21 protein-coding genes and 2 pseudogenes are annotated in these 25,881 nt (G+C 59.3%); 13 read left to right on the forward strand and 10 right to left on the reverse strand.

Features of this window, described 5'->3' with window-relative positions; translation table 11 throughout:
* Positions 1 to 20: 20 nt before the first annotated feature.
* Positions 21 to 1,511 carry an aldehyde dehydrogenase gene (locus tag KW848_RS02590; RefSeq protein WP_218535408.1) on the reverse strand — a complete coding sequence of 497 codons (1,491 nt, stop codon included), beginning with the start codon at positions 1,509 to 1,511 and terminating at the stop codon, positions 21 to 23.
* A 274-nt stretch (positions 1,512 to 1,785) separates the two neighbouring features.
* Here KW848_RS02590 and KW848_RS02595 point away from each other — a divergent pair, with 274 nt between their 5' ends.
* Positions 1,786 to 2,040 carry a DUF1652 domain-containing protein gene (locus tag KW848_RS02595; protein WP_008145342.1) on the forward strand — a complete coding sequence of 85 codons (255 nt, stop codon included), beginning with the start codon at positions 1,786 to 1,788 and terminating at the stop codon, positions 2,038 to 2,040.
* 50 nt (positions 2,041 to 2,090) lie between these two features.
* Here KW848_RS02595 and KW848_RS02600 read toward each other — a convergent pair whose 3' ends face one another.
* Complete coding sequence (locus KW848_RS02600; RefSeq protein WP_192410398.1) at positions 2,091 to 2,450, reverse strand: hypothetical protein; 360 nt, start codon at positions 2,448 to 2,450, stop codon at positions 2,091 to 2,093.
* Between the two features lie 344 nt (positions 2,451 to 2,794).
* On the opposite strand from KW848_RS02600, the gene peaA reads away from it, so the two are divergent.
* The 4 genes from peaA to peaD all read left to right on the forward strand — a co-directional run bounded on the left by peaA (position 2,795) and on the right by peaD (position 7,353).
* Positions 2,795 to 4,375: a quinohemoprotein amine dehydrogenase subunit alpha gene (peaA, locus tag KW848_RS02605; RefSeq protein ID WP_218535417.1), complete on the forward strand. Its 1,581-nt coding sequence runs from the start codon at positions 2,795 to 2,797 to the stop codon at positions 4,373 to 4,375.
* Positions 4,376 to 4,456: 81 nt separating this feature from the next.
* A complete protein-coding gene (gene peaB / locus KW848_RS02610; protein WP_111452476.1) occupies positions 4,457 to 5,887 on the forward strand; it encodes a quinohemoprotein amine dehydrogenase maturation protein in 1,431 nt (476 codons plus the stop codon).
* Between the two features lies 1 nt (position 5,888).
* A complete protein-coding gene (gene qhpC, locus KW848_RS02615) occupies positions 5,889 to 6,212 on the forward strand; it encodes a quinohemoprotein amine dehydrogenase subunit gamma (RefSeq protein ID WP_008145336.1) in 324 nt (107 codons plus the stop codon).
* Positions 6,213 to 6,234: 22 nt separating this feature from the next.
* Positions 6,235 to 7,353, forward strand: a complete 1,119-nt coding sequence (peaD, locus tag KW848_RS02620) for a quinohemoprotein amine dehydrogenase subunit beta (RefSeq protein WP_218535433.1) — start codon at positions 6,235 to 6,237, stop codon at positions 7,351 to 7,353.
* Positions 7,354 to 7,491: 138 nt separating this feature from the next.
* On the opposite strand, the gene KW848_RS02625 is transcribed toward peaD, so the two are convergent.
* Together KW848_RS02625 and KW848_RS02630 are read right to left on the reverse strand one after the other, a co-directional pair.
* A complete protein-coding gene (locus KW848_RS02625) occupies positions 7,492 to 7,893 on the reverse strand; it encodes a lysozyme inhibitor LprI family protein (RefSeq protein ID WP_218535435.1) in 402 nt (133 codons plus the stop codon).
* 66 nt (positions 7,894 to 7,959) lie between these two features.
* Positions 7,960 to 8,349, reverse strand: a complete 390-nt coding sequence (locus KW848_RS02630) for a GFA family protein (RefSeq protein ID WP_218535438.1) — start codon at positions 8,347 to 8,349, stop codon at positions 7,960 to 7,962.
* 231 nt (positions 8,350 to 8,580) lie between these two features.
* On the opposite strand from KW848_RS02630, the gene KW848_RS02635 reads away from it, so the two are divergent.
* Positions 8,581 to 9,069 carry an SRPBCC family protein gene (locus KW848_RS02635; protein ID WP_008145327.1) on the forward strand — a complete coding sequence of 163 codons (489 nt, stop codon included), beginning with the start codon at positions 8,581 to 8,583 and terminating at the stop codon, positions 9,067 to 9,069.
* Positions 9,070 to 9,644: 575 nt separating this feature from the next.
* Here the strand turns inward: KW848_RS02635 and inhA are convergent.
* Positions 9,645 to 10,340, reverse strand: coding sequence for an isonitrile hydratase (gene inhA, locus KW848_RS02640; RefSeq protein WP_218535440.1), 696 nt, complete (start codon positions 10,338 to 10,340; stop codon positions 9,645 to 9,647).
* 90 nt (positions 10,341 to 10,430) lie between these two features.
* Here inhA and KW848_RS02645 point away from each other — a divergent pair, with 90 nt between their 5' ends.
* On the forward strand, positions 10,431 to 11,414 hold the full coding sequence (locus tag KW848_RS02645; protein ID WP_218535442.1) for a GlxA family transcriptional regulator: 984 nt from the start codon (positions 10,431 to 10,433) through the stop codon (positions 11,412 to 11,414).
* Here the strand turns inward: KW848_RS02645 and KW848_RS32365 are convergent.
* The 5 genes and pseudogenes from KW848_RS32365 to KW848_RS02660 form a co-directional block, all read right to left on the reverse strand.
* A pseudogene (locus KW848_RS32365) lies at positions 11,383 to 11,481 on the reverse strand (alpha/beta hydrolase); the annotation flags it as partial. The gene KW848_RS02645 and the pseudogene KW848_RS32365 sit on opposite strands and share 32 nt — an antisense overlap.
* 11 nt (positions 11,482 to 11,492) lie before the next feature.
* Positions 11,493 to 11,882 carry a hypothetical protein gene (locus KW848_RS02650; protein WP_218535445.1) on the reverse strand — a complete coding sequence of 130 codons (390 nt, stop codon included), beginning with the start codon at positions 11,880 to 11,882 and terminating at the stop codon, positions 11,493 to 11,495.
* Positions 11,883 to 12,048: 166 nt separating this feature from the next.
* A complete protein-coding gene (locus KW848_RS02655; RefSeq protein WP_218535447.1) occupies positions 12,049 to 13,875 on the reverse strand; it encodes a glycoside hydrolase family 15 protein in 1,827 nt (608 codons plus the stop codon).
* Positions 13,876 to 13,900: 25 nt separating this feature from the next.
* A pseudogene (locus tag KW848_RS31675) lies at positions 13,901 to 14,023 on the reverse strand (sugar dehydrogenase); the annotation flags it as partial.
* Positions 14,024 to 14,175: 152 nt separating this feature from the next.
* Positions 14,176 to 15,699, reverse strand: a complete 1,524-nt coding sequence (locus tag KW848_RS02660) for a family 2 encapsulin nanocompartment cargo protein terpene cyclase (protein ID WP_218535449.1) — start codon at positions 15,697 to 15,699, stop codon at positions 14,176 to 14,178.
* A 209-nt stretch (positions 15,700 to 15,908) separates the two neighbouring features.
* Here KW848_RS02660 and KW848_RS02665 point away from each other — a divergent pair, with 209 nt between their 5' ends.
* From KW848_RS02665 to KW848_RS02690, 6 genes are all read left to right on the forward strand, one after another.
* On the forward strand, positions 15,909 to 17,081 hold the full coding sequence (locus KW848_RS02665; RefSeq protein ID WP_218535451.1) for an MFS transporter: 1,173 nt from the start codon (positions 15,909 to 15,911) through the stop codon (positions 17,079 to 17,081).
* A gap of 168 nt (positions 17,082 to 17,249) precedes the next feature.
* On the forward strand, positions 17,250 to 17,984 hold the full coding sequence (locus tag KW848_RS02670; RefSeq protein ID WP_218535454.1) for a thioesterase II family protein: 735 nt from the start codon (positions 17,250 to 17,252) through the stop codon (positions 17,982 to 17,984).
* Between the two features lie 589 nt (positions 17,985 to 18,573).
* The gene (gene mgtA, locus KW848_RS02675) at positions 18,574 to 21,276 is read left to right on the forward strand and encodes a magnesium-translocating P-type ATPase (protein WP_218535462.1); all 2,703 of its coding nucleotides are present in this window, start codon (positions 18,574 to 18,576) and stop codon (positions 21,274 to 21,276) included.
* 222 nt (positions 21,277 to 21,498) lie between these two features.
* Positions 21,499 to 21,912 carry a response regulator gene (locus KW848_RS02680; protein ID WP_218535465.1) on the forward strand — a complete coding sequence of 138 codons (414 nt, stop codon included), beginning with the start codon at positions 21,499 to 21,501 and terminating at the stop codon, positions 21,910 to 21,912.
* 110 nt (positions 21,913 to 22,022) lie between these two features.
* Positions 22,023 to 22,649 (forward strand): response regulator transcription factor, encoded by a 627-nt coding sequence (locus KW848_RS02685; protein WP_218535467.1) that lies wholly within the window; start codon positions 22,023 to 22,025, stop codon positions 22,647 to 22,649.
* Between the two features lie 12 nt (positions 22,650 to 22,661).
* A complete protein-coding gene (locus KW848_RS02690; RefSeq protein ID WP_218535469.1) occupies positions 22,662 to 25,880 on the forward strand; it encodes a transporter substrate-binding domain-containing protein in 3,219 nt (1,072 codons plus the stop codon).
* The last annotated feature ends 1 nt before the right edge of the window (position 25,881 follow it).

The following is a 25,881-nucleotide window of genomic DNA, read 5'->3' on the forward strand; positions in this document are numbered from 1 at the left end:
CGGCCTGGAGGGCGCCGCAATTACAACTTGATCAACACCGACTTCAACTCGGTGTAATGCTCAATCGCCGCATACCCCATCTCGCGCCCAACCCCGGACATCTTGTACCCACCAAACGGTAACGCCGGGTCCAGCGCGCTGTGGCAGTTGACCCACACCGAACCGGACTTGATCCGCGGAATCATCCGGTGCACCGCCGCCAGATCGTTCGACCAGATACTCGCCCCAAGCCCATACGGACTGTCATTGGCCATGCGCAACGCATCGGCTTCATCCTCGAACGGAATCGCCACCAGCACCGGCCCGAAGATCTCTTCCTGCACTAATGAGTGCTTCTGATCGACATCGACGATCACCGTCGGTTTAACGAAGAACCCCGGCCCGAACTGCTCACCACCACAGGCGATCGTCGCGCCACTTTCCCGGCCCTTTTCGATATACCCATAAACCCGCTCCTGCTGACGCGCCGAGATCAGCGGGCCCATTTCCACTGTTGGGTCCAGGCCATTACCCAGTTTCATGGCATTGGCGATGTCGGCGATGTCCGCCACCACATTGTCGAAATGCTTACGCTGCACATACAGCCTGGAGCCTGCGCAGCACACTTGGCCCTGATTGAAGAAAATCGCGCTGGCGGCACCGGCAGCGGCGGACTTCAGGTCGGCGTCGGCCATGACGATGGTCGGCGATTTGCCGCCCAGTTCCAGGGTCACCCGGGTCATGGAATCCATGGCGATCTTGCCGATCTGCTTGCCCACGGCGGTGGAGCCGGTGAAGGTCAGCTTATCCACCAGCGGATTGTGGGTCAGGGCGGAACCTGCAGTGATGCCGGTGCCGGTGACCACGTTGAACACGCCTTCGGGGTAACCGGCTTCCAGCACCAGCTCGGCGAGTTTCAGCGCGGTCAGCGGGGTTTCGTCGGCGGGTTTGAGCACCACGGTGCAACCGGTGGCCAGGGCCGGGCCGAGTTTCCAGCAGGCCAGCAGCAGCGGGAAGTTCCAGGCGACGATGGCGCCGACCACGCCCACCGCTTCACGGCGAATGAAACTGTGGAATTGATCGTTGGGCATCAACGGCAACGACACTTCAACGCTGGAACCTTCGATCTTGGTCGCCCAACCGGCCATGTAGCGCAGGAAGTCGATGGACAGTTGCACGTCCATCACCTGGGCCACCGCCGCACTTTTGCCGTTGTTCAGGCATTCCAGTTGCGCCAGCAGTTCGGCGTCGCGTTCCATCAGGTCGGCGAGTTTCCACAGCAGGTTCTGCCGCTCCCGAGGTCGGGTGCGGGTCCAGGCCGAATCATCGAAGGCCTGACGGGCGGCGAGCACGGCGCGGTCGACATCCGCAGGCGTGGCCCGCGGCACTACGCACAGCACTTCTCCGGTGGCCGGGTTGTGCAGGGACATGGTCTGGCCGTCGGCGGCCTCGACCCAGTCGCCGCCGATGAGCATGCGTGGGGCGCGCTGGATGAACGCCGAGGTGGCAGGAAGCAGATAAGGGAGCGACATGGCAAGGCCTCTTGTTGTTCGTGAGAACAGGGCTTTCGCAATGGCTGTGCCAAGTGCCCGCAAAGGCAGGACCACCCTTGATCGGCGGGGTTTTGGGGCATTCAAGGGAATCGCTGGTGCTGTGATATTGTTGCAAATTGCGACAGCTATGAGACGACGAGCAACCGGGTGAAGACCTTGAGGCACCCATTATTGAGGGCTAGACTTTTCTGGATCGGTGGGTGAAATGAGGGACCGTTCATCCGGCAATACATCTGGCGTGAGGGAGGTAACGATGTTCCTTTCAACCCTGGAAATTCAAAACATCATTGAACACAGTTTTCTGCCGTCCGTTTGTACTTGCACCATGGCGGCGGACCAGTCGCTGACGATTCGGGTCTGCGACTGCATGACCGGCAAAGTGGATATAGTGGCCACCCACGTTCCTCTCTGGACACTGGACAGTCCCCATGCGATCGCGTCGCTGGTGGCGGACATGCAGCACGAGATCGACGTACACAAAAGCGTTTCCCCCACCTATGACATCTGAACCGGCGTCACGCCGCACCGTTGGAAGACGGTGCGGCCCGCGCCGATTGTTCAGGCTGCTGCAAACTTCCGGGTAATTTCCTCGAACGTGTCGCCATCCACGGCAGCCAACAGCTTTCTGTCGTCCTTGAGCGTCGCCAGAAAGGTCACTTCGGTTTCCTTGCCGGCCAGCATGAATCCGGCAATTGCGCCGATGGGCCCCAACAGCATGGCCCCCGCCACGCCAAAGCCGATGGCATCCTTGATGTTGTTGATCGAATCCTCGTTGGCCACTTCCATGCTCTTGAACGATGAGAGCGGGAGGGTAATGCCGGGCCATGGGTGAAGCGACGTTCTGAGGGTGAAAACGCCGTCTCTGTATTCTCCATCACCCTGCAGAAAGTCCCCCGCCAGGACAGTGATGCTTGCCATGTTTTTATCCCCTGGTGGCAATCGGTGAACAACCATTTCGCGCTTGCAGGGGAGCGACGTCAATCGTCGGCCGATGAGCTGTTCCGGTCAGGCCATCTATGCTTGTCTCAGACTGCAACACCTGTCGCGATATTAGACGCAGGTGATCTTGTTCAGCGCTGTCGCAACGTATTGATTTTCTCGTAACTAATTGATTAAAAAGATAATCGCCAAGCTGGCACGCTCCGTGTATTGCTCATTGCAGACGTTTCTCTTGCCTCCGTCAGCGGTGCGCCGCCGACGGCAGAAACCATAAAAACGATAAGCCACAAAAATAAGAAAGCACCGTGCGAGGTTCGACGTTGATGAAGAGAAAACTCCGATCAGGCCTGAGTGCCAGTCTGCTGGCCCTGGCCGCTTGTGTGGCGCTGCATTCGCCTTACAGCCTGGCAGCCCGCGACGCTCAGACCATCCTCAAGGAAACTTGTCAGGGCTGTCATACCCCTGAAGCCGATAGCGCCCTGAGCCGCATCAGTCACCAGCGTAAAACGCCGGAAGGCTGGCTGATGAGCATCGCCCGCATGCAAACCATGCACGGTTTGCAGATCAGCGATGACGATCGCCGCACCCTGGTCAAATACCTGGCCGACACCCAGGGCCTGGCCCCAAGCGAGACCGATGGCGTGCGTTATGCGCTGGAGCGTCGACTCAATACTGTCGAGAAGTTCGACGACCAGACCAGCCAGATGTGCGGCCGCTGCCACTCCGGTGCGCGGGTCGCGCTGCAACGGCGTCCGGCCCAGGAATGGGAGCGTCTGGTGAACTTCCACCTCGGCCAATGGCCGTCCCTGGAATACCAGGCGCTGGCTCGAGACCGCGACTGGTTCGACCTTGCTCGAAAAGACATGGTGCCGCTGCTGGCCAAACGTTATCCGCTGGACAACCCGGCCTGGAAAAAATGGCTGAGCAGCGCGCCAAAAGCCGAAGCGCTGGTGGGCGACTGGAGCTTCAGCGGCCACTTGCCGGGCAAGGGTGAATTGGCCGGCGTGATGAGCGTCACGGCCGATGGCAGCGACACGTTCAAGGTCAGCGTCAAAGGCCAATACGCCGACGGCAGCCCATTCAATGGCGACGGCAGTGCGATTCTCTACACCGGCTACGAATGGCGCGGCAACGTGACCATCGACGGCGTAACCATGCGCCAGGTGTTCGCCGCCCAAGGCAATGCCATGCAGGGCCGGATGTTCGAGGCCGAGCACGATGAGCGGGGCCTGGACTTCGTCGCAGCCAAGCAGGGCAGCAGCCGTTTGCTGGCGGTGCAGCCGGGTTATCTGAAGGCTGGCGCTGAAACTGAAGTGACCCTTGTCGGCAGCGGTCTCACCGGCAAACCGAACTTTGGCAAAGGCGTGGAAGTGGTCGAAGTCATCGAGCAGAGCCCGGAGCGCATCAAGGTCAAACTCAAGGCCGCCGCCAATGCGCTACCGGGTCTGCGCAATGTCACCGTCGGCACGCTGAAAGGCCCGACCCTGTCGGTCTACAGCAAAATCGCCGAAGTCAAAGTCGTGCCCGAGTTCTCGGTGGCGCGGATCGGCGAGGGCGGTGGTTCGACGCCGAAAGTCCAGGGCCGTTTTGATGCCGAAGCCTGGGGCAAGGGCACCGACGGCAAGCCGTATCGCATCGGCGTGTTCCCGGCGCAGTGGTCGGTCGAAGCGTTCGACGACCGCGCCAAGGAAGACGAGGACGTCAAGTTCGCCGGCACCATGCAGGCTGACAGCGGCGTGTTCACACCGGGCGATGCCGGGCCAAACCCGCAGCGCAAAATGTCCACCAACAATGCCGGCAACCTCAAGGTGATCGCCGCCGTCGACGATGCAGGGAAATCCCTGAGCGGCGAAGGCCACATGATCGTCACTGTGCAACGCTGGAACAATCCACCCATTCCATGAGTTGGCCGATCCCATCGGATTTCAGACACTTTTCGGAATGACCGCAGGCCCCGTAGAACGGGGTTTGCACAGGAGGTTGCAATGGGCGCTATTTTGAATCTGGTCGAGCGGAATCTGCACGAAGTGCATGTCGATGCCGACCGCATGCTGTTTCACATCCCCAGCAGTTCGCTGTTCGCCAGCGATGAGCTGACCGGCACCATCATCGATACCTTGCGCGGTCCCGGCTGTTCATCCGAGGACCTGATCCAGCGCTTGGCCGCGCGCTTCAACGGTGAAGAAATCACCGAGACCCTGCGCGAGTTGATGGCCCTGGAGCTGGTCAGCGACGGCTCGCCGCTGACCCCCGACATTGGCACCAAACGCGTCGAGCGCACGGCGATCAATACCGTGGTGCTCAACGTCAACACCGGCTGCAATCTGAGCTGCACCTACTGCTACAAGGAAGACCTGGACAAGCCGTCGGCCGGCAAGAAAATGGACGTCGAAACGGCGGTCGCCTCGGTGGAAATGCTGCTGCGTGAATCGCCCGACGAAGAGCGTTTCACCGTGGTGTTTTTCGGCGGTGAACCGCTGAGTAATCGCAAGCTGATCGAGTACATGGTCGACTATTGCGAGAAGCGTTTCCGCGAGGCGGGCAAGTTCGTCGAGTTCGTCATGACCACCAACGCGACGCTGCTCACCGAAGAGACCGTGGACTACCTCAACGCCCACCGTTTTGGCCTGTCAGTCAGTATCGACGGACCGAAAACCGTGCACGACCGCAACCGCATTACCGTGGGCGGGCAGGGCACGTACGACGTGGTGCGGCGCAAGGCTGAAATGCTGCTGTCGCGCTACAACAGTCGTCCGGTCGGTGCCCGCGTGACCCTGACCACCGGCGTTACCGACGTCGAAACCATCTGGGATCACCTGTTCAACGAACTGGGTTTTGCCGAAGTCGGCTTTGCCCCGGTGACCTCCGGTGACATCAGCACCTTCAACCTGTCCAGCGATGAGCTGATCGAAGTCTTCGCCAACATGAAGAAACTCGGCCGACGTTATCTGGAAGCGGCGCTGGAACACCGCAATATCGGTTTCTCCAACTTGCACCAGTTGATCACCGACATCCACGAAGGCCACAAAAAAGCCCTGCCTTGCGGCGCGGGCCTGAAGATGCTGGCGGTGGATCACAAGGGCGAATTGAATCTGTGCCACCGCTTTACCGGTTCGAGCCTGCCGACCTTCGGCAACGTCCACAGCGGTGTGAAGCAGGTGGAGTTGAACGACTTCCTGTCCCAACGCCTGGACCGTACCAACACCGGTTGCGAGGACTGCCAGATCCGCAACCTCTGTTCCGGCGGCTGCTATCACGAGAGCTACGCCCGTTACGGCGACCCGACCCACCCGACCTATCACTACTGCGAACTGATGCGTGACTGGGTCGACTTCGGCATCGAGGTCTACACCCGGATCATGGCCCACAACCCTGCGTTTATCAGCAGCTACATCACTCCGCGCAAGGCTCACTGATATGAAACATCTCAAGGCAATCAATAATAAAGCGCTGAAACTCGATGAGGCCGCGGCCGAAAACCGCATCGAAGAGGTGGTGGCGATGAGTTCCGTCGCCGGCTGCGCCTCGACCACCGACCCGGGTTGGGAAATCGACGCCTTTGGCGGTGTGTCGTCGCTGTGCCAGCCGATGGAAGCCGACCTTTACGGTTGTTCCGACCCTTGCTGGTGGCCGGCCCAGGTGCCCGACATGATGAGCACCTACCCGGACTGGAACAAGGATGCCCAGGCGTCCAATGAAAACTGGCGCAACCTCGGGACTGTCTTTCCAAAAGACAAGTAATCGGACAGAGAAGGATTCCAGCATGCGTAATATCAAAGCCTGCGGCCTGGCCGCATTCGCCGTCCTGAGTACCTGTTCGCTCACTGTTCTGGCCGACGAAAACGCTGCACTGCAAGACGGTCACGAGTACATGTTGACCACCAATTACCCGAACAACCTGCACGTCATCGACCTGGCCACCGACACCTTGTTCAAGACCTGCAAGATGCCGGATGCCTTCGGTCCCGGCACCGTTCAGTTGTCGCCGGACCGCAAGACCGCCTACGTGCTGAACAATCACTACGCGGATGTCTACGGCGTTGAAATCGACAGCTGCAAGCAGGTGTTTCACGCCAGCATCACTCAGAAACCGGGGGAGAAAGCGAGGTCCATGTTCGCCTTCACCCTCAGCCACGACGGCAAGGAATTGTTCACCATTGCCAACCCGACGTTGATGCTCAATGACCGCTATGAAGTGCAGCAACCACGGCTCGATGTGTACGCCACCGACGCCGGTATGGACGCCAAACCCGTGCGCAGTTTCCCGGCGCCCCGGCAGTTGACGATCATGCAGAGTGGTGACGACGGCACGCTGTACGTGGCCGGGGCGGACGTCTACAAGGTCGATGTGAAGACCGGAAAGTTCGACGTGCTGATCCCCAGCCGCCACTGGAAACGCCCGAACTACAGCGCGCCGGACGTGCTCTACGTGTGGAACCAGCAGACTTATCGCCATGACTTCTCGCTGCTCTACACCGCGGCGAAATTCAAGGACAAGAAACAGGACCCCTTGACCGCCGAGTACCTTTACGGGCTGTTCAGCATCGACCTGAAAACCGGCAAGACCGAAACCACCGACTTCGGCCCTCTGACGGAAATCTACTTCAGCGGCATGCGCTCGCCGAAGGATCCGAACCTGATGTTCGGCGTGCTCAACCGTTTGGCGAAGTACGACATCAAGGAGAAGAAAATGCTCCAGGCAGCGACGCTGGATCATTCCTACTACTGCATTTCGTTCAACAAGGACGGCAGCAAGATTTATCTGGCGGGGACGTTTAACGATGTGGCGATTTTTGATCCCGAGAGCATGAAGCAGATCGGCAGCATCAAGTTGCCGGGTGGGGATATGGCGATCACGACCGCGCAGATATTCGTCCGATAACCTCGGTGCTTGAACTGGCGCCTTCGCGGGCAAGCCCGCTCCCACATGGGTCTATGTTGAACACAAACCTTGTGTACGACGCAGATCCACTGTGGGAGCGGGCTTGCCCGCGAAGAGGCCCTCAAAGGCACCCAAGCATCAAGCCCCAGGCACCGGACAACTCAAATCCCCCTCCTGACACTTCAGATAATTCTTGAATGTCTCCACCCGCGCCTTGGTCAACTCAGTGACACAGTTGCTATAGATCAGCGGATACACACTCCCGCCTTCCACCCCGGCGCTCGAGAACTTGCACTCGGCATCCCGAAACGCAATCCACGAACGCTGTGCCTCGATCAGCAGCTTTTTGCTGTCGGGGTTGCTCTTCAAACGTTCATTGATCTGCTGGTAAAGCGTATTCAACTCCTTGTCCGCCGTCTTGTGCTGCTGCGCCGCGCACTCATTCATCGTCGCCTGATCGACGGCGTTGTCGCAGTCCGCAGCATAAGCGGCAGTGGCGAACAGCAGAGGCGTCAGTGCCAGAAGAAAGCGTGGGGACATGGGGGTTCTCGCTGTGACAGGAAAGTTGGGACGCAGTTTAGTGCCGTATTCGACCCTTTATGTTTGTCATTCAGGGCATTTTTCAATCGATTCATAAGCAAGCCACGGCACATCATGTGTCGTCCAGATATGCGCCTGAGGCGTCATTTGCGGGTCATCGTCCAGTGTCGCCACACGAACAATGACGTGGGGTTGGGCCAAGCGTTCAGCCATCAAGTGTGAACCGCAGACTGAACAGAAATGCCGAAGTTTGCCCGGTGACGATTCGTAACTGCTCAGGCGGTCCTGGCCTTTGGTCCAGCGAAAATGTTCGCGCATGACCCCGGCTGTCGAGGCGAATGCCGCCGCGTGTGCCTTGCGACAGGTTTGGCAGTGGCAATGACTGATGGGCATGTCGAGGCTATCGAGTTCGTATTCGATGGCTTTGCACAAGCAGCTGCCATGCAGGCTATTCATCGCGTGCTCCTGATTGCGTGAGGGTGAAGCTGCATGAATCGTCCTTGTCTGAGTCAACTTCGTCCTGAACGTTAGCAGTTTCGGGCGCTGAGTTTCGTCTTCAAGCCAGAACTTACACCTTGAAATGCAGCCGAATATTTCAGGTAGGGTTGATTGCGATACCCATTTGATACAACTTTAGGGTTGGTCTTGTGGTCTTACAGGCCTACTGTTCAGTACAGGAGGTGACTTATGAATCCAGCATCAGATCGCATCGAAAGGAAGATCCTGCTCAAAACGCCGCGCTCGCAGGTCTGGCGCGTGCTGGCCAATGCCGAAGCCTTCGGACAGTGGTTTGGCGTGGCGCTGGAGGGCAAGCGTTTTGTCGCCGGTGAGTGGACCCAGGGGCAGATTACGTACCCGGGTTATGAGCACTTGCTGTGGAACGTACTGGTGGAGCGGGTCGAGCCGGAACGGGTGTTTTCGTTTCGCTGGCACCCGTACGCGATCGAGCCCGATATCGATTACTCCCAGGAACCCACCACACTGGTGAAGTTCGAGCTCGAAGACATGGATGAAGGCACGTTACTCAAGGTCACCGAGTCCGGTTTCGATCACATCCCTCAGACGCGCCGGCTCAAGGCGTTCCGCATGGACAGTCGCGGCTGGGATGAGCAGATGAGCAATATCGAAGAATTTCTCAAGGTCAGTGCCAAGCAACGCGAGCGTCAGGAAGAGTGATCGCAGCATGAACGCGCGGCTTCGATGCTTGAAACCTTACCCGTCTAAGGGTTTTCGGAAGGGCGGCTATAGCGAATGTCCTACACGCGATAGTAGCTATATCGTCTATTGCACATTGGATCCGAAGCGTAATCTAGCCTCATCAACCGAAACACAGGAAGTGTTCGGGATCACGGATGATCGACCATAAGCAAGGAATCGCTGCCGACAGGGAGTCGTAATGGTCTTGGGAAAAACCCGCTTCGGCGGGTTTTTTTTCGCCTGTCGAAAAGACTTCGGCAGCTGCTACGGAAGAGGGCTTCAAGGCTGAAATGGTCAATGGCTTACACCCACAGGTGGGTATGTCCTCTGTTTACCCTTAAGCGATGTGTTTATTCTGGATCCATCAACTGAGTCGCAGGAAGCGCTCAGGATCAAGGATGATCGACCATTGGCCAGGATGGCTGCCGACAGGATGTCGAAATGGTCTTGAGAAACCCGCTTAGGCGGGTTTTTTTATGGGCGATGGAAAATCCTCGGTGCATCATTTTGGCCGGGTGAACGGCAGCCAGGCATTGGCTGCCGGTCGGGATGGATCAGCGTGCTGACAACCGATCGAGTTTCGCCGCTGCACGCTCAGTGATTTGCGAGCGCAGTTTCAACGACGCAGCGGCGCGTTCACGGGCTTCCTCCAGCACGCTGACCGGAGCCGTTTCAGGGCTGCCCGAGGTAAACGGCGGAGCCGGGGCGTATTCGAGCTGCAACTGCACCAGCTCTGCCGTGTCCTTATCGAACAACTCCGCGGCCAGGGTCAGGGCAAAATCGATGCCCGCCGTGATCCCGCCACCGGTCAGAAGGTTGCCGTCGCGCACCACTCGATCCTTCACCGGGATCGCTCCCAAAGGCGCCAACAATTCGTGATAGGCCCAGTGAGTGGTGGCGCGTTTGCCTTTCAACAGACCCGCCGCGCCGAGCACCAGCGCACCGGTACACACCGACGTGACATAACGCGCGTTGGCAGCCTGCGTCTTGATGAAGGCCAGCGTCTGTTCATCCTCCATCAACGGCCCGACGCCACCGCCGCCAGGAATGCAGATCACATCCAGCGGCGGGCAATCGTCGAACGTGGTGGTCGGTTTCAGCACCAGGCCGGTGCTCGCGGTGACGGGCATCAGGTCCTTCCAGATCAAATGCACCTTCACGTCCGGCAGCGAGGCCAGTACGTCGTAAGGGCCGGTGAGGTCCAGTTGCTGAACCTGTGGAAACAACAGAAAACCGATCTGCAACGTCATGGCATTTTTCTCATGAAGTGGGTGGACGACTTCACTTTAGGCTCGTAGGATTTGGCGTATACGCCAATAACCCCACGAATTACGCCAATCATGCCGAAAACCATTCACGTGCTCGCCTTTGCCAATGTGCAATTGCTCGACGTCACCGGGCCGTTGCAGGTGTTCGCTTCGGCCAACGATATTTCCCGCCAGCAAGGTTTTCCGCCACCTTATGCGCCGACGGTGATTGCCAGCGGCGGCGGGGCGGTGATGTCGTCGGCGGGGCTGGCGCTGTTGGCCGAACCGCTGCCCGAAGTGGCCAGTGATACGTTGATCATTGCCGGTGGCTGGGGCGTTTACGACGCGGCGCGAGATGAACCGCTGGTGGCCTGGGTACGTGAACACGCGACGGGGTGTCGGCGGGTATCGTCGGTGTGCACCGGGGCATTTTTGCTGGCGGCCAGCGGCTGGCTCGATGGCCGGCGGGTGGTCACTCACTGGACCCGTTGCGAGCAGTTGGCGCAGCAGCATCCGCGGCTGCAGGTTGAACCCAATCCGATTTTCATCAATGACGGTCCGGTCTGGACCTCGGCCGGGGTCACTGCCGGTATCGATCTGGCGCTGGCCATGGTGGAAGAGGATCTCGGCCGCACGATGGCCCTGGAAGTCGCCCGGCAACTGGTGGTGTTCCTGAAACGTCCCGGTGGCCAGTCGCAGTTCAGCGTCACCCTCTCTTTGCAGAAGGAAGGCAACCGTTTCGACGAACTTCATGCCTGGATCAGCGAAAACCTCACCAAGGATTTGGGCATCCCGACCCTGGCCTTGCAGGCCGGCATGAGCGAACGCAGCTTCGTCCGCCATTACCGCGCCGACACTGGCCAGACTCCGGCCCGGGCCATCGAACTGATTCGGGTCGAGACCGCCCGACGTTTGCTCAGCGATACCGGCGTGCCGATCAAACGGGTGGCGGTGCAATGCGGATTCGGCAGCGAAGAGACGCTTCGGCGCAGTTTTCTGCGGGCCATGGGCGTAACTCCGCAGGCCTATCGCGAACGTTTCAGCGTCAGCCCTCCAGCAGATCCAGTAACGCTCTGACCGTTGCCTCGGGCGCTTCTTCGGGAATGTTATGCCCGACGCCCCCGGTGAAGTGGGCGATGCCTTCGCCTGTTTTTCCTAGGCTTCAATTTCCGCCACCTGATTGAAGTATTTCGACCGGTCCGGCGTAAACGTCACCACCATGTTGGTCCGCGAACAGGTCAATGCCCGTTCTTCACTCAAATCGATATCCAGATCTTCCCCGCGCAACCCTTGCCATTGGGCGAGGTACTTGAGGGATCCGTATTTTTCGAGTTTTTTCAGGCTGCGGCTGACGCCACCTTTCCAGCCCAGCACCGGCAGTTCGCCGGCAAGGCAGCGTTGGGCGAGTTCGGGGAAACGGGCGGCGCGTTGGCGGCCGATTTCCCAGCATTTGATCAGGCCCTTGTCCTGGCCTTCCCACAATTCATCGCGGTTCAGGCCTGAGCGGAGTGGGGTGTCGATGCTGCGGTGGATGCGCTGGGTCATTCGGGTTCCTTGAATTCGGGTTTTGTTGGACAGCTCCGCTGTACCCGTTGACGGTCGATGGTAGGGGGGGATGTTACGGCTGGCAACAAAGGATTTTCTGGTAGTGAACGCGGGTTTTGTTTATGAAATGTAAGGCTTTGGCCTACACAAAACCTGTGGCGCGGTCTCAAGGCTGCCAGAAACTCTTCTCCCCACTCAATTTCCGATCCAGAAAACACGCCGCACTGATCAGGGCCAAATGCGTCAGCGCCTGCGGCGTATTCCCCAGATGCCGCGCATGGCTGTCGAACTCTTCGGCGTACAACCCCAGCGGGTTCGCGTACCTCAGCAACTGTTCAAATTCCAGATGCGCCTTTTCCACCCGTCCGGCGCGGGCCAGGCATTCGACGTACCAGAATGAACACGCGGCGAAGGCGCCTTCGGTGCCGTCGAGGCCGTCGATCCGGGCGTCTTCATTGCGATAGCGGTAAACCATACCGTCGCGCACCAGATTCTTTTCGATGGCGTCGAGGGTCGCGAGCCAGCGCGGGTCCTTGGCGCTGACGAAGCGCACCAGCGGCATCAGCAGCATCGAGCCATCGAGCGCGGTACCGCCGATGTACTGGACGAAGTGTCCACATTCTTCGTTCCAGAAGTTTTCCCAGATGTCGGCGTAGATCGCTTGTCGGGTCTGGTCCCAGCGGGCGAACGGGGCGGGCAGTGAGCGTTTGGAGGCGAGGCGAATGGCTCGATCCAGTGCGACCCAGCACATCAGTCGTGAGTGCAGGAAGTGATGCTGCTCGCCGCGCATTTCCCAGATACCGACGTCCTCTTGCTCCCAGGTTTCGCAGACCTGATCGACCACTTCTACGGTGTGTTTCCAGCCTTCATGGGAGATGGCGTCGCCGTATTTGTTGACCAGGTACACCGCGTCCATCAGCTCGCCGAAGATGTCGAGCTGGACCTGGTCGTAAGCCTGATTGCCGATCCGTACCGGTGTTGCGCCGCCATGGCCGCAGAGGTGCGAGAGTTCGGTTTCCGGCAGTTCCTGGCGGCCATCGATGGCATAGAGGATGTTGAGTTTCATCGGTTTGCCGTGGCAATCACTGACCCGCCCGCGCAGCCAGCGCATGTAATCGTTGGCCTCCTGGACGAAGCCCAGGCGCATGAACGCGTAGACGGTGAACGAGGCATCGCGGATCCATGTGTAGCGGTAATCCCAATTGCGCTCGCCGCCAGGTGTTTCCGGCAGGCCGAAGGTCGCGGCGGCGAGGATTGCGCCGTGTTTGCGCGAGGTCAGCAACTTCAGCGCCAGGGCCGATCGATTGACCATTTCCCGCCAGCGGCCCCGGTAGTTGGATTGGCCGATCCAGTCGCGCCAGAACTTCAGGGTACGCTCCAGAGAGATCGCGGCGGCGCCTTCCTTGAACCGTGGGTCGGCGATACCTCCGAGCAGGAATTCGGCGCTCTGGTCCTGTTCGAGGGTGAATTCGGCGACTGCCGCATGGCCGTCTATACGCAAAGCCTGATCCGAAGACAGGCGCAGGGACGGCTGATCGGTGGCCTCGAAGGTCACGTCTTCTTCATCCATGCGTGCGCGGGTCTTGGCGCGAGCGTAGTCATGACGCACGGCGCAGCGCATGTGAAACGTTGCCTGGCCGCTGACCACACGCACCCGGCGCATCAGCATCGGCGTGTCATCTTCGCTGTCGCCGATGGGCAGCAGGTCGGTGACTTCGACGACTGCGCGGTCGCTGAGCCAACGGGTTTGCAGCACATTGGTATCGGGCAGGTAAATCTGCTCGCGGCGAGCGTCGGGTAAATCCGGGGACAGTTGGAAAATCCCGGCCTCAGGGGTGTCCAGCAGCGAGCAGAAGATTGACGGGCTGTCGAATTCCGGCCAGCAGAAAAAGTCCACGCTGCCCTTGTCGTTGACCAGTGCCACGCTGCGCATGTCGCCGATGATGCCATGGGCATCGATAGCGCTTTGTCGTTCGGGATGATGATCAGTCATTGCCGCGAAACTCCGGATAAAGACAGGGAACCCGTTGGTGCGCCGAGCTCATGTGAATGATTTTGTCAGCGGCACGGGACACGCCTTCGCGGATACCCTGTTGATTGAAAATTCGCAGGGCCGCGCGGGTGCAGAAAAACTGGTTGGTCGAGAGAAATCTGCATCAAGGTTAAAGCCTTGAATAGAGGGCTTAACTAGCTGACTGGCACACGGTGGCGAGAGTTCAGATTCGGCCATGAAAAGATCTTTATCTGCAACCGCCGGCCTTTTCCCATAGGCAGACAGTCATGTGTTCATGGCTCAGGTCCGGTAGCGGCCACTGTGGCGATGCCACTCCAGGCTTCCTGCTACCCAGCTTTTCATGCCTGCCAGAAAGCGCTTGAGCAGGGGCGAAGCATCCACGAGCAACTCTTTTTCGGCGGCTTCATACAGACGCATGACGTCGTCATGAACTGCCGCGCTCAGTTTCATGGCTTGTGCGATAGAGCATTGCCTCTCATTCGCCAGCAGCAACGGCAGATTGAAGTCACCGACTTGGGCAAGGTTTTCCTTGGGGGCTGAATACAGGTCGTTGGCGATGATTGTCGCGCTGGCCGCCAACGTAGTGACACGGCGCACCGCGGGAGAGGAATAGACATTGGCCGGCAGCTCATAGCCGCCGATGACGTCAATCAGCGACATGCAGGGCAGAAAACTATTGGTCTGGCGCTGGGCCAGATATTCCCAGAGGGCAGGTGTGACGCCACTGAAGCGCCAGGCCGCTTCGGCGGTCATGGTGACGAACATGGCGATGATTTCATGGCGGACCCTGGCGATCTGGCTGAATGTGGCGAACTCGGCGACGCGTGCCATGTACGCGCGCAGGCCTACCAGGACAGGGTCGCTTTCCAGGGCAGTTTCAAGTGCCAGGCGATAATCCTCGGTTAAATGCACAGGCTCAAGCGCGGCGAGCGCGACCGACAGGCGAGGGCCGACCAGCGCCGGTATGGAGCCGGTCCGTTCATCGTCGCAGTAGTAATCGTCCACGGCGAACAACGCAGCGATGCATTGAGCGGATAAAAGCAGGCGGTCAGGATCGTCGGTGTCCGTGTGGCACAACATGGCGAAGCGGCCGAATCCCGAGGCACGAATTTTTTCCTGTTGACCCGCGAAAATGCCGGTTTTTTCAATCCAGTGCATGAGCCGGTCATCGACCTCTGAGGCGAGTGTTTCATCGATTCGCAAAGGCGCCACGCAATGCAGCGGCGGTACCTTCCAGTTCGAGACTGCCTGGCTGCGCGGTGTGCCGCTCCGTGCGAGCTCATGCCATTGGCGTATGCCGTTCAGGCCGAATTGTTCGAACATCTTGCGAAACCATGTGGTGAACGTCTTCGGTGCCGCGTCGATGGCGGCTGGGATTTTCGAGAGATCCATCCATTGCCAGTTTTCGGCCTCTTCGGCGTTGGCGACGGGATCGATATCGCAGACGCCAGCAAATACGTGATCGTATTCATGCTCGATAAGCTGGTTCGAGACGGGCTCGTGATAGAGCAGCGTCGAGACCTTGAACAATTTGCAGGTGATGCCCATTTCTTCGCGCAGCCGCCGTTGCGCCGCTGCGAGCGTTCGCTCACCCAAGCGAGGATGGCCACAACAGGTATTGGTCCACAGCCCCGCCGAATGGTATTTGCCAAGCGCGCGTTGCTGCAGCAGCAGATGCCCGTTGTGATCGAAAACGAAAATGGAAAATGCGCGGTGTCGCAGGCCTTGTTGATGGACCTGCAATTTGGGGGCGAAGCCGGTCTGGCGATCTTTCGGGCTGACCAGAATCAGTAACTCTTCCATAGCAAGACTCCAGCGTGCCTTCGCTACTGGACATTACTTCGGACCAGACTTCGTAGTGAACTTCAGACTTGTTTTCGGGAATAGAAAATCTAGTTCAGTTTCGATGGCGTCGCAAGGCGTCGCAAGGCGTTGCAGAGGCTTGCGTCCTGGTACTTTTTACTGTCAGTCGGGTTTGTGGCACCGTGCATCCGCAAAGATGAGAGGACTCCATGGCAAACCCCTACCGCGAATTGTTCAACTCCCCGGGCACTCGAGCTTTTGTACTGGCCGGGATGATCGCGCGCATGCCGATTTCCATGACCGGCATCGGCCTGATCACCATGCTCTCGCAACGGCAGGGCGGGTATGGACTGGCTGGCGCAGTGGCGGCGACGTTTGCCCTGGCCACGGCATTTTGTGCGCCGCAGGTTTCGCGGCTGGTGGACCGCTTCGGGCAGCGTCGGATCTTGCCGGTCTCGGCGCTGATCGGTGGCGGGGCGTTGTTGCTGGTGTTGCTTTGCACGCGCTTGCAGGCGCCGCAGTGGACGTTGTTTGTGTTCGCCGCGCTGGCGGGTTGCATGCCGAGCATGTCGGCGATGGTGCGAGCACGCTGGACCGAGGTGTATCGCGGCCAGCCTGAACTGCAAACCGCTTATGCGTTGGAGTCGGTGCTGGACGAGGTCTGTTTTATCGTCGGGCCGCCACTGTCGGTGGGGTTGTGCGTGGTGGCGTTCCCCGAGGCGGGGCCATTGGCGGCGTTGCTGATGCTGGCGATCGGAGTGACGGCGTTTGTGCTGCAACGTGACACCGAGCCGGCGATTCATCCTCATGAAGACCATCATCAGGTCTCGATCATTCGTTCCAGCGAGATTCAGCTGCTGATGCTGTTGATGGTCGCCATGGGCACCATCGTCGGTGTGGTGGATGTGGTCAGCGTGGCGTTCGCCCAGCAGCAGGGCCAGCCGGCGGCGGCGAGCATTGTGTTGTCGGTGTATGCCATCGGCTCGTGCCTGGCCGGTTTGGCGTTCGGGGCGTTGCGCTCGAAACTGCCGCTGCCGCAACTGTTCCTGTACGGCGGGGTGGCGACGGCGGTGACCACGCTGCCGTTGCTGCTGGCGACGGACATTCTCGGGCTGTCGCTGGCGGTGTTCGTCGCGGGGCTGCTTTTTGCGCCGACGCTGATTGTGGCGATGGCGTTGGTGGAGCGCATCGTGCCGCCGGCCAAACTCACTGAGGGCCTGACCTGGCTGGTGACTGGATTGAGTATCGGCGTGGCGATTGGCGCGGCCAGTTCGGGTTGGCTTATCGATGCATTTGGAGCCCGGAGCGGATTCTGGGTCGCCGTCGCCGCTGGCGCGGTGGTCCTCGGTTCCGCAGTGCAAAGCTTCCGCCACTTGAAATAAAGAACGAATGTGGGAGCGGGCTTGCTCGCGAATGCGGTGTGTCAGTCAACGTTGATGTTGTTTGACCCACCGCATTCGCGAGCAAGCCCGCTCCCACATGGGATCTTCGACTAATTCAAGACCTGCCTCATCCGTTCTCTTAACAGACAACTTTCTGAGGTAAACCCGGTGACCCAGCTGACATTGCTCTGCCTGCCCTATTCGGGCGCGAGTGCCATGGTCTACAGCCGCTGGCGGCGCAAACTGCCGGAGTGGCTCAAGCTGCAACCCGTGGAACTCCCGGGACGGGGCACCCGGTTTGGCGAACCCTTGCACACCGACATGCGACGTCTGGCGCTGCAACTCGCGCAGGAACAAAAAGCCACGCTCAAGGCGCCGTACGCGCTGTTCGGTCACAGCCTTGGCGCGTTGCTCGCCTGTGAGATGGCCCACGCGTTTCGCTCGCTGGGCTGCCCGGAACCGGTGGCGCTGTTTGCTTCGGGGACGGCTGCACCGACACTGCGGGCTGACTACGACCGGGGTTTCGCCGAGCCCAAAACCGATGCTGAATTGATCGAGCAATTGCGCACCCTCAACGGCACCCGTGAAGAGGTGCTGGCCAACGACGAGCTGATGAGCCTGAGGCTGCCGGTGCTGCGTGCGGACTTTCTGTTGTGCGGACGTTTCGAACCGCAACAGCGCCCGTTGCTCAAGTGCCCGATCCATGTGCTCGGCGGCAAAGCTGATCGCACCACCACCGAGCAGTTGATCGGCTGGAGCAAGGAAACCCGTGGCAGTTTCTCGGTGGACATGCTGGCGGGCGGGCACTTCTTTATCCATGAACACGAAGCCAAGGTGTTGCGGGTGATCAAGGATCAACTGGACGTTCATCATCGGCGGCATGCCATGGCCGCCAGCGCCTGACGCAATCCCAGCCGTCACTCAATTCCTGTGCGAGCGGGCTTGCTCGCGAAGGCGATGGCACAGTCAAAAACATTGTTGCCTGACACACCGCCTTCGCGAGCAAGCCCGCTCCCACATTTGGTCTCGGTCGTATACAGATTCTGTGTTCACTGAAGATCGACTGTGGGAGCGGGCTTGCTCGCGAAGAGGCCCTGAAGAACAGCACAAATCCAGAATCCTGAACCCTTCCTGAAGAACCCCGCAATTCCCCCTCCACACGGCTTTGCATCGTTTACTCTGCAGAAATCGGAACGTAAGCTTCGCGCGTTTTCAATCAATAGCGGAGACCCACAGTGGGTACTTGTTCGAGTGACAGTAGTCGGCCGGTTTCGATAACCGGCACCTTCCCGGCAAGATAACGCGCAACCTTTTTTGCCGTTGTCTCGCCCAAAAGCGAGCAGCGGCATCCCGATCGCGGCCAGTCCTGGTCCGTGTCCCGACGTCACTCTCATCGACGCTGAACCGTGCGTGATGTTCGACTTTGTGTCGCCATCGCGGCGTATCGACACGCCTGCTCGACGGTTTCCCGGCTGACCCTGGGGGAACTGCCATGAACCTGACCCTGCTCAAAGAATTCTTCGCCGGATTCCTGCGCACGCGCCACATCGCCCGACACTTCCGTCGCCTGGCGCTGCTGGAAAACTTCACCGACACCACGGTCAGCCGCGAGGTGCCGCCCACCCTGGCGCAAACCCTGGTGAGCGCCGCCAACAGCGACATCGGCCAACTGCTGAACAACCTCGGCAGCCACACCGATGGCCTGAGCGAACTCGAAGCCGATGCGCTGCGTGTGCAATACGGCCTCAACGAAGTCGAGCACGAACAGCCTCTGCCCTGGTGGACCCACTTGTGGCACTGCTACAAGAACCCGTTCAACCTGCTGCTGACCTTGCTTGCGGTCATCTCCTGGCTGACCGAAGACATGAAAGCCGCCATCGTGATTTTCTCCATGGTGGTGCTCTCGACCTTGCTGCGCTTCTGGCAGGAGACCAAATCCAACCAGGCCGCCGACGCGCTCAAGGCGATGGTGAGCAACACCGCCACGGTGTTGCGTCGGGATGCGTCGCGCACCGAGCTGCCGATCAAGCAACTGGTGCCAGGCGACCTGATCGTGCTCTCGGCTGGCGACATGATTCCCGCCGATTGCCGGGTGATCGGCGCCAAGGATTTGTTCGTCAGCCAGGCCGCGATGACCGGCGAATCAATGCCGGTGGAAAAATTCCCCCGTCAGCAGGACAGTGACACCAGCAACCCGCTGGACCTCGACAACATCCTGTTCATGGGCACCAACGTGGTGTCCGGCACGGCCATGGCGGTGATCCTCACCACCGGCAATAACACCTATTTCGGTGCCTTGGCCCAGCGGGTCGGCGCTACCGATCGCGCACCCACTTCATTCCAGACCGGAGTCAACAAAGTCAGCTGGCTGCTCATCCGGTTCATGTTCGTCATGGCGCCGCTGGTGCTGTTCATCAACGGGTTCACCAAGGGCGACTGGACCCAGGCGCTGCTGTTCGCGCTGTCGATTGCCGTGGGCCTGACCCCGGAAATGCTGCCGATGATCGTCACCTCGACCCTGGCCAAGGGCGCGGTGTTCCTGTCGCGTAAAAAAGTCATCGTCAAACGCCTCGACGCGATCCAGAACTTCGGCGCCATGGATGTGCTGTGCACCGACAAGACCGGCACCCTGACTCAGGACAAGATCTTTCTGGCGCGTAACGTCGATGTGTGGGGCAACGATTCCGATGACGTATTGGAAATGGCCTACCTCAACAGCTACTACCAGACCGGCCTGAAAAACCTGCTGGACGTGGCGGTGCTCGAACACGTGGAAGTCCACCGTGAACTCAAAGTCGGCACCGCGTTTCGCAAGGTCGATGAGATCCCGTTCGACTTCACTCGCCGGCGCATGTCGGTGGTGGTCGCCGAGCGCGATCATTCGCACCTGCTGATCTGCAAGGGCGCGGTGGAAGAAGTGTTGGCGGTGTGCACGCGGGTGCGTCATGGCGAGGTCGATGAAGCGCTGACCGATGAACTGTTGGCGCGGATTCGTCAGGTCACCGAATCGTTCAACGCCGAAGGACTTCGTGTCGTTGCCGTTGCCGCACGGCCAATGAGTGAAGGGCGCGATACCTACAGCCTGGCGGATGAACAGGCGCTGACGCTGATCGGTTACGTGGCGTTTCTCGATCCACCCAAGGAAAGCACCGCGCCGGCGCTCAAGGCATTGGCCGCTCACGGCGTGGCCGTGAAAGTGCTGACCGGCGACAACGAACTGGTGACCGCGAAGATCTGCCGCGAAGTCGGCCTGGAGCAACAAGGCCTGCTGATGGGCAACGACATCGAACGCATGAGCGACGCCGAACTGGCGGTGGCGGTGGAGAGCACCAACGTCTTCGCCAAACTCACTCCGTCGCACAAGGAACGCATCGTGCGTTTGCTCAAGGGCAACGGTCATGTGGTCGGCTTCATGGGCGACGGCATCAACGACGCGCCAGCGCTACGCACCGCCGACATCGGCATTTCGGTGGACAGCGCCGTGGACATCGCCAAGGAAGCGGCGGACATCATCCTGCTGGAGAAAAGCCTGATGGTGCTGGAGGAGGGCGTGCTGGAAGGGCGTCGGACCTTCGCCAACATGCTCAAGTACATCAAAATGACTGCCAGTTCTAACTTCGGCAACGTGTTCTCGGTGCTGGTGGCCAGTGCGTTCATCCCGTTCCTGCCGATGCTGCCGATGCACCTGCTGGTGCAGAACCTGCTCTATGACATTTCGCAGATCGCCATCCCGTTCGATAACGTCGACGAGGACATGTTGAAAACACCACAACGCTGGCAGCCGGCGGACGTCGGGCGTTTCATGCTGTTTTTCGGGCCGATCAGCTCGATCTTCGACATCACCACGTTTGCCTTGATGTGGTACGTCTTCGATGCCAATACCCCGGATCATCAAACCCTGTTCCAGTCCGGCTGGTTCGTGGTCGGGCTGCTGACCCAGACGCTGATCGTGCACATGATCCGCACGCCGAAAATCCCGTTCCTGCAAAGCCGCGCAGCGATGCCACTGATGGTGATGACTGGAATCATCATGGCCGTCGGCATCTTCCTGCCGATGGGACCGCTGGCGCACTACTTCAAATTGCAGGCGCTGCCGTCGCTGTACTTCGTGTTCCTGCCGGTGATTCTGTTGGCGTACATGGGCCTGACGCAGGCAGTGAAAGGATTTTATGTTCGCCGGTTTGGCTGGCAGTAATGCTGCCAAATGTAGGAGCAAGGCTTGCCCGCGATGAACGATGACGCGGTTTAACTGATACACCGCGTCATCGTTCATCGCGGGCAAGCCTTGCTCCTACAGAAAATCGTACTAAGGCTGAAGTGAATCGTCCCGATTTTTAGGAAAAGTCCTACAGAAAGCTCGACGGCTCTTCCGTAGCCTTGCGCCCTCACGAATTCGATACCCTTCTGGGGGCCCACGTTGTCGAACAAAGCCTTACGTATCCTGATCGCCGACGAGTTGCATTTTCACCGCATGAAGGTCGAGCGATTGTTCAATCAACTCGACTACTACCGGATAGCACCGGTGCACAGCCTTGAAGAGCTGTTGACCCTGGTCGAATACAGTGGCGAGCCATTTGATCTGGTGGTCATCAATGCCTCGCTGGCGGGCGGGGCGTTGAACCTGTTCGATTTTTTTCTTGATAACCAGCAGGTTCATCACGCCTTGATCTATGACGGTCAGCAGGCGCAACTGCCGCCCATTCCTGCCTGCGTTCAACAGAGTGTTGAGGTGAGCCACGCAATATTGCCTGATCTGGCGTCCATTACGCGGCTGATGGCGATCATCGACCCTCGTCTACCGTTCGTCGGCTCTGTCATTTCTGTCAGGTAGTTGCGCCCGGTTTTCCATGCAAAAGTCTTTGCGCAGCCGGTGCGATCAACCGGGCCGGGCTCATTGGCATTGATTATTCAATCGTCGTTTTTGTTGCTCAGGGAGTTGCCATGAAGTCAGTGCTGATTGTGGACGATCATCCGGTGGTTCGCGCCGCAGTCAAAATCGTACTGGTGCAGGAAGGTTTCAAGCAGATATACGAAGCGGCGTGTGGTAATGAGGTTTTGCCGAAGATCCGCGAACACAAGCCTGAACTGGTGATCCTGGATCTGGTGATGCCCTCGCTCGACGGGCTGGATGTACTGGCGCGGATCAAGACCAGTGGGGTGCCCTGTCGAGTACTGGTCTTCACGTCCCAGGAACCCACGTTTTATCAGGATCGTTGCATGCACGCCGGCGCCGCAGGCTATATCGCCAAGACCAACGACTTGCAGCACTTGCACCGAGCCGTGCACGCCGTGATGGGCGGTTACACCTATTTCGCCCAGCTACCCTCGGCGTCGGTGTCGCTGAACTCGATACAACTGAGTGAAAAACAGATGATCGATAAACTCTCCGACCGGGAACTGACGATCTTTCAGCATCTGGCCCGGGGCATCAGTAACAAGGCGATCGCTGAAATCATGCACTTGAGTCACAAGACCGTCAGCACCTACAAGACCCGTCTGATTGGAAAACTCAACGTGGAATCAGCGGTGTACTTGAGGGATTTTGCCAAGCGTAATCATCTGATCTGAGTGAGCCCGATCATGCGCAATTGTTTGTGGGCTCTGTTGCTGTTCTGTGGACTGGGAGCATCGGTGACCGCAGCCGATGAGCCAAAGCTTTTGCATGTGCTGGGACATTCAGCGGTGGAGGATTATCAGGTCCAGCTGGATGAAAAAGACTGGCAGTGGTTGCGTGGCAAGCGAGTCTTGCGCCTCGGGGTGTCGGGGCCGGACTACCCGCCGTTCGAGATCACGCGAAACGTTGATGAGCTGGAAGGCATCACCGCAGACTATGCCGCCCTGTTGGGGCAACTGCTGCACGTCAAAATCGACGTGCTTCGTTATCGCACACGCGAGGCGGCCATGGAGGCGCTCAAGCGCGATGATCTGGACCTGCTCGGCACGTCCAACAACTTTGAGGCGGCTGACCCGCAGCTGACCCGATCCAGTGCCTATGCCGAAGATCAGCCGATGCTGGTTACCCGCCTGGACGACTGGATGCCCGCCGACCTCGCGGGCAAGCGCATCGCCATGGTCGATGACTATCTGCAGGCGCAGACTGTCGAAGCCTTCTATCCCGATGCGAGCTTGCAACGCTACCCCTCGGCACTCGACGCGATCGGGGCGGTGGCGTTCGGGCAGGATGATGTGTACCTCGGGGACTTCATCAGCGCCAATTACCTCATCAATAACAACTACCTCAGCAACGTACGCCTGGTGGGGCCTTCCGGCCTGGACGCCAATCCGTTCGGCTTTGCCTTCAGTAGGGGCAACCCTCGTCTGAAGAGCATTGTCGATAAGACTCTGGCGGCAATTTCCATGGATCAACGCACGGCCATCGAGCAGCGCTGGAGTGCTGGAAGAGCCAACATGGCGGGTCAAGAGCGAGTACGTTTGAGCGCCAGCGAGCAACGTTGGCTGGATCGACATCCGACGGTGCAAGTGGGAGTTGTCGAGGACTTCGCACCGCTGACTTTTTACGATGCACAGGGACAACTCAGCGGGTTGACCGCGCAATTGCTGACGCTGATCAGCCAGCGCAGCGGCTTGACCTTCAAGGTGCAGCGGGGCAACTCCCTCGATCAGCAGATCCAGCAACTCAAGGACGGCACGATCGACGTGTTACCGGTGGTCACGCCCGGAATCGAACGCGAAGCCGAACTGCGCTTCACTCGGTCCTACCTGAACAATCCGTTTGTACTGGTCAGTGCGAGCACCCCGGGAAGCCCCAGGAGCCTGGACGATATGGCCGGTAAACGCCTGGCGATTTATCGCGGTCATCCGTTGCTCGAGTTCATCCGCGCTCGGGCGCCCACTGTACGTCTGGTCGAAGTGGCGAGTCCGGCGCAGGGGATGGAATGGGTGATCAAGGGCCAGGCCGACGGGGTCGTCAGCTCATTGATCGTGGCTCGGTATCTGGTCACCCGGCAATACCGCGAGCGTCTGCGGATCAGCAGCACCGTGGGGGATGAACCGGCGCGTATCGCTCTGGCCACCAGCCGTGGTGCGCTGGAGTTGCACTCGATTCTGAACAAGGCACTGCTGAGCATTTCGCCCCGGGAGATGGATGAGCTGTTAGCCCGCTGGAGCAACGATGTGGTGGTCGATGACAGCTACTGGCTGCGGCATCGCCAACGCATTCTCCAGGCGTTTGCCGCTGCGGGCGTTTTGCTGTTGCTCGCACTGGCCTGGATTGCCTGGCAGCGTCGGCAGATCACTCAACGCCAACAACTGCTCGCGCAATTGCAGGATGCCAAGAACGCCGCCGACGATGCCAACCGCGCCAAAACCACCTTTCTGGCGACCATGAGTCATGAAATCCGCACACCGATGAATGCCCTGATCGGCATGCTCGAACTGGCGCTGAAGCGAGCGCAAGAGGGCTTCACTGATCGCTCCGCCATCGAAGTGGCCTCCACTGCCGCGCAGCAATTGCTGGCGCTGATCGGCGACATCCTGGACATCGCCCGCATCGAGTCCGGGCATTTGTCGCTGACCCCTGAGCGGGCCAATCTACGCACGCTGGTGGAGTCGGTGTGCCGGGTTTTCGAAGGCCTGGCACGGCAGAAGAACTTGCAGTGGCGGGTCGAATTGGCCGAACACAGCGATCGTGACGTGTTAGTCGACCCCACGCGCTTCAAGCAGGTGCTGTCCAATCTGCTGAGCAACGCGATCAAGTTCACCCGTGAAGGTGAGGTGAGTCTGACACTGCGAGTGGAGCCCGGTATAGCGGGACATCTGGCAGTCAATGTGCGTATTGAGGACAGCGGCATCGGTGTCAGTGTGGTCGATCAGCAACGGCTGTTCAGCCCGTTCGTGCAGGCCGGTAACAGCCAGCAGTCAGGCCACAATGGCTCCGGTCTGGGACTGGTGATCAGCCGCACGCTGTGCGAAATGATGGGCGGCCGATTGCAGCTCGACAGCGTCCTCGGACTGGGTACGCAAGTCGACATCAGCGTTGATCTGATTGCGTTGCAACCGTTGACCTGCGGCGAGTGTGCCGATAGCGGATTGCAGGTGACCACTCGGCTGCTGACGATTCTGGTGGTCGACGATTACCCGGCCAATCGATTGTTGCTGTCGCGGCAGCTGAGTTACCTGGGGCATCAGGTGCTGGAGGCTGAGAATGGCGAGCAGGGTCTTGTGAAGTGGCGCGAGCATGAGCTCGATTTGGTCATCACCGATTGCAACATGCCGGTGGTCAATGGTTATGAATTGGCGGGTGCAATACGCGATGAAGAGCGCGCCAATGGTTTGCCTCCCACGCTGATTCTGGGGGTTAGCGCCAATGCGCAGCCGGAGGAAAAGATCCGTTGCCTTGAAGCGGGCATGGACGATTGTCTGTTCAAACCGATCCGGCTGGCAGATTTGAGTGCCTGGCTGGCGTCCCGATTTGTGAATGAGCCGCCAGCGCCGGCTGCAGAAAAATCAACGTCCGAAATCGACCTGACCGGCCTGGAGCTCTACGTCGGTGAAGACCGGACGCTGATCAATCAGTTGTTGCACGAACTGGCCGAGACCAATCGCTATGATCGCGATGATCTGCTTGCTGCGCACGTCATTGGCAATCGTCACCGACTGCAAGACCTGGCGCACCGCATCAAAGGGGGGGCGCGGATGGTTCGTGCAAAACGTTTGATCGAGTGCTGCGAACATCTGGAACGTGCCTGCGCCGAAGGGCGCGCGGCGTTGATCGACGAGGCCGTCGATCAATTGCAACACGCCATGGCACGCCTGGATCAGAACCTCAAGCGAGACTGAC

Source organism: Pseudomonas sp. PDM25 (genome assembly GCF_019219045.1).
Lineage (GTDB): Bacteria > Pseudomonadota > Gammaproteobacteria > Pseudomonadales > Pseudomonadaceae > Aquipseudomonas.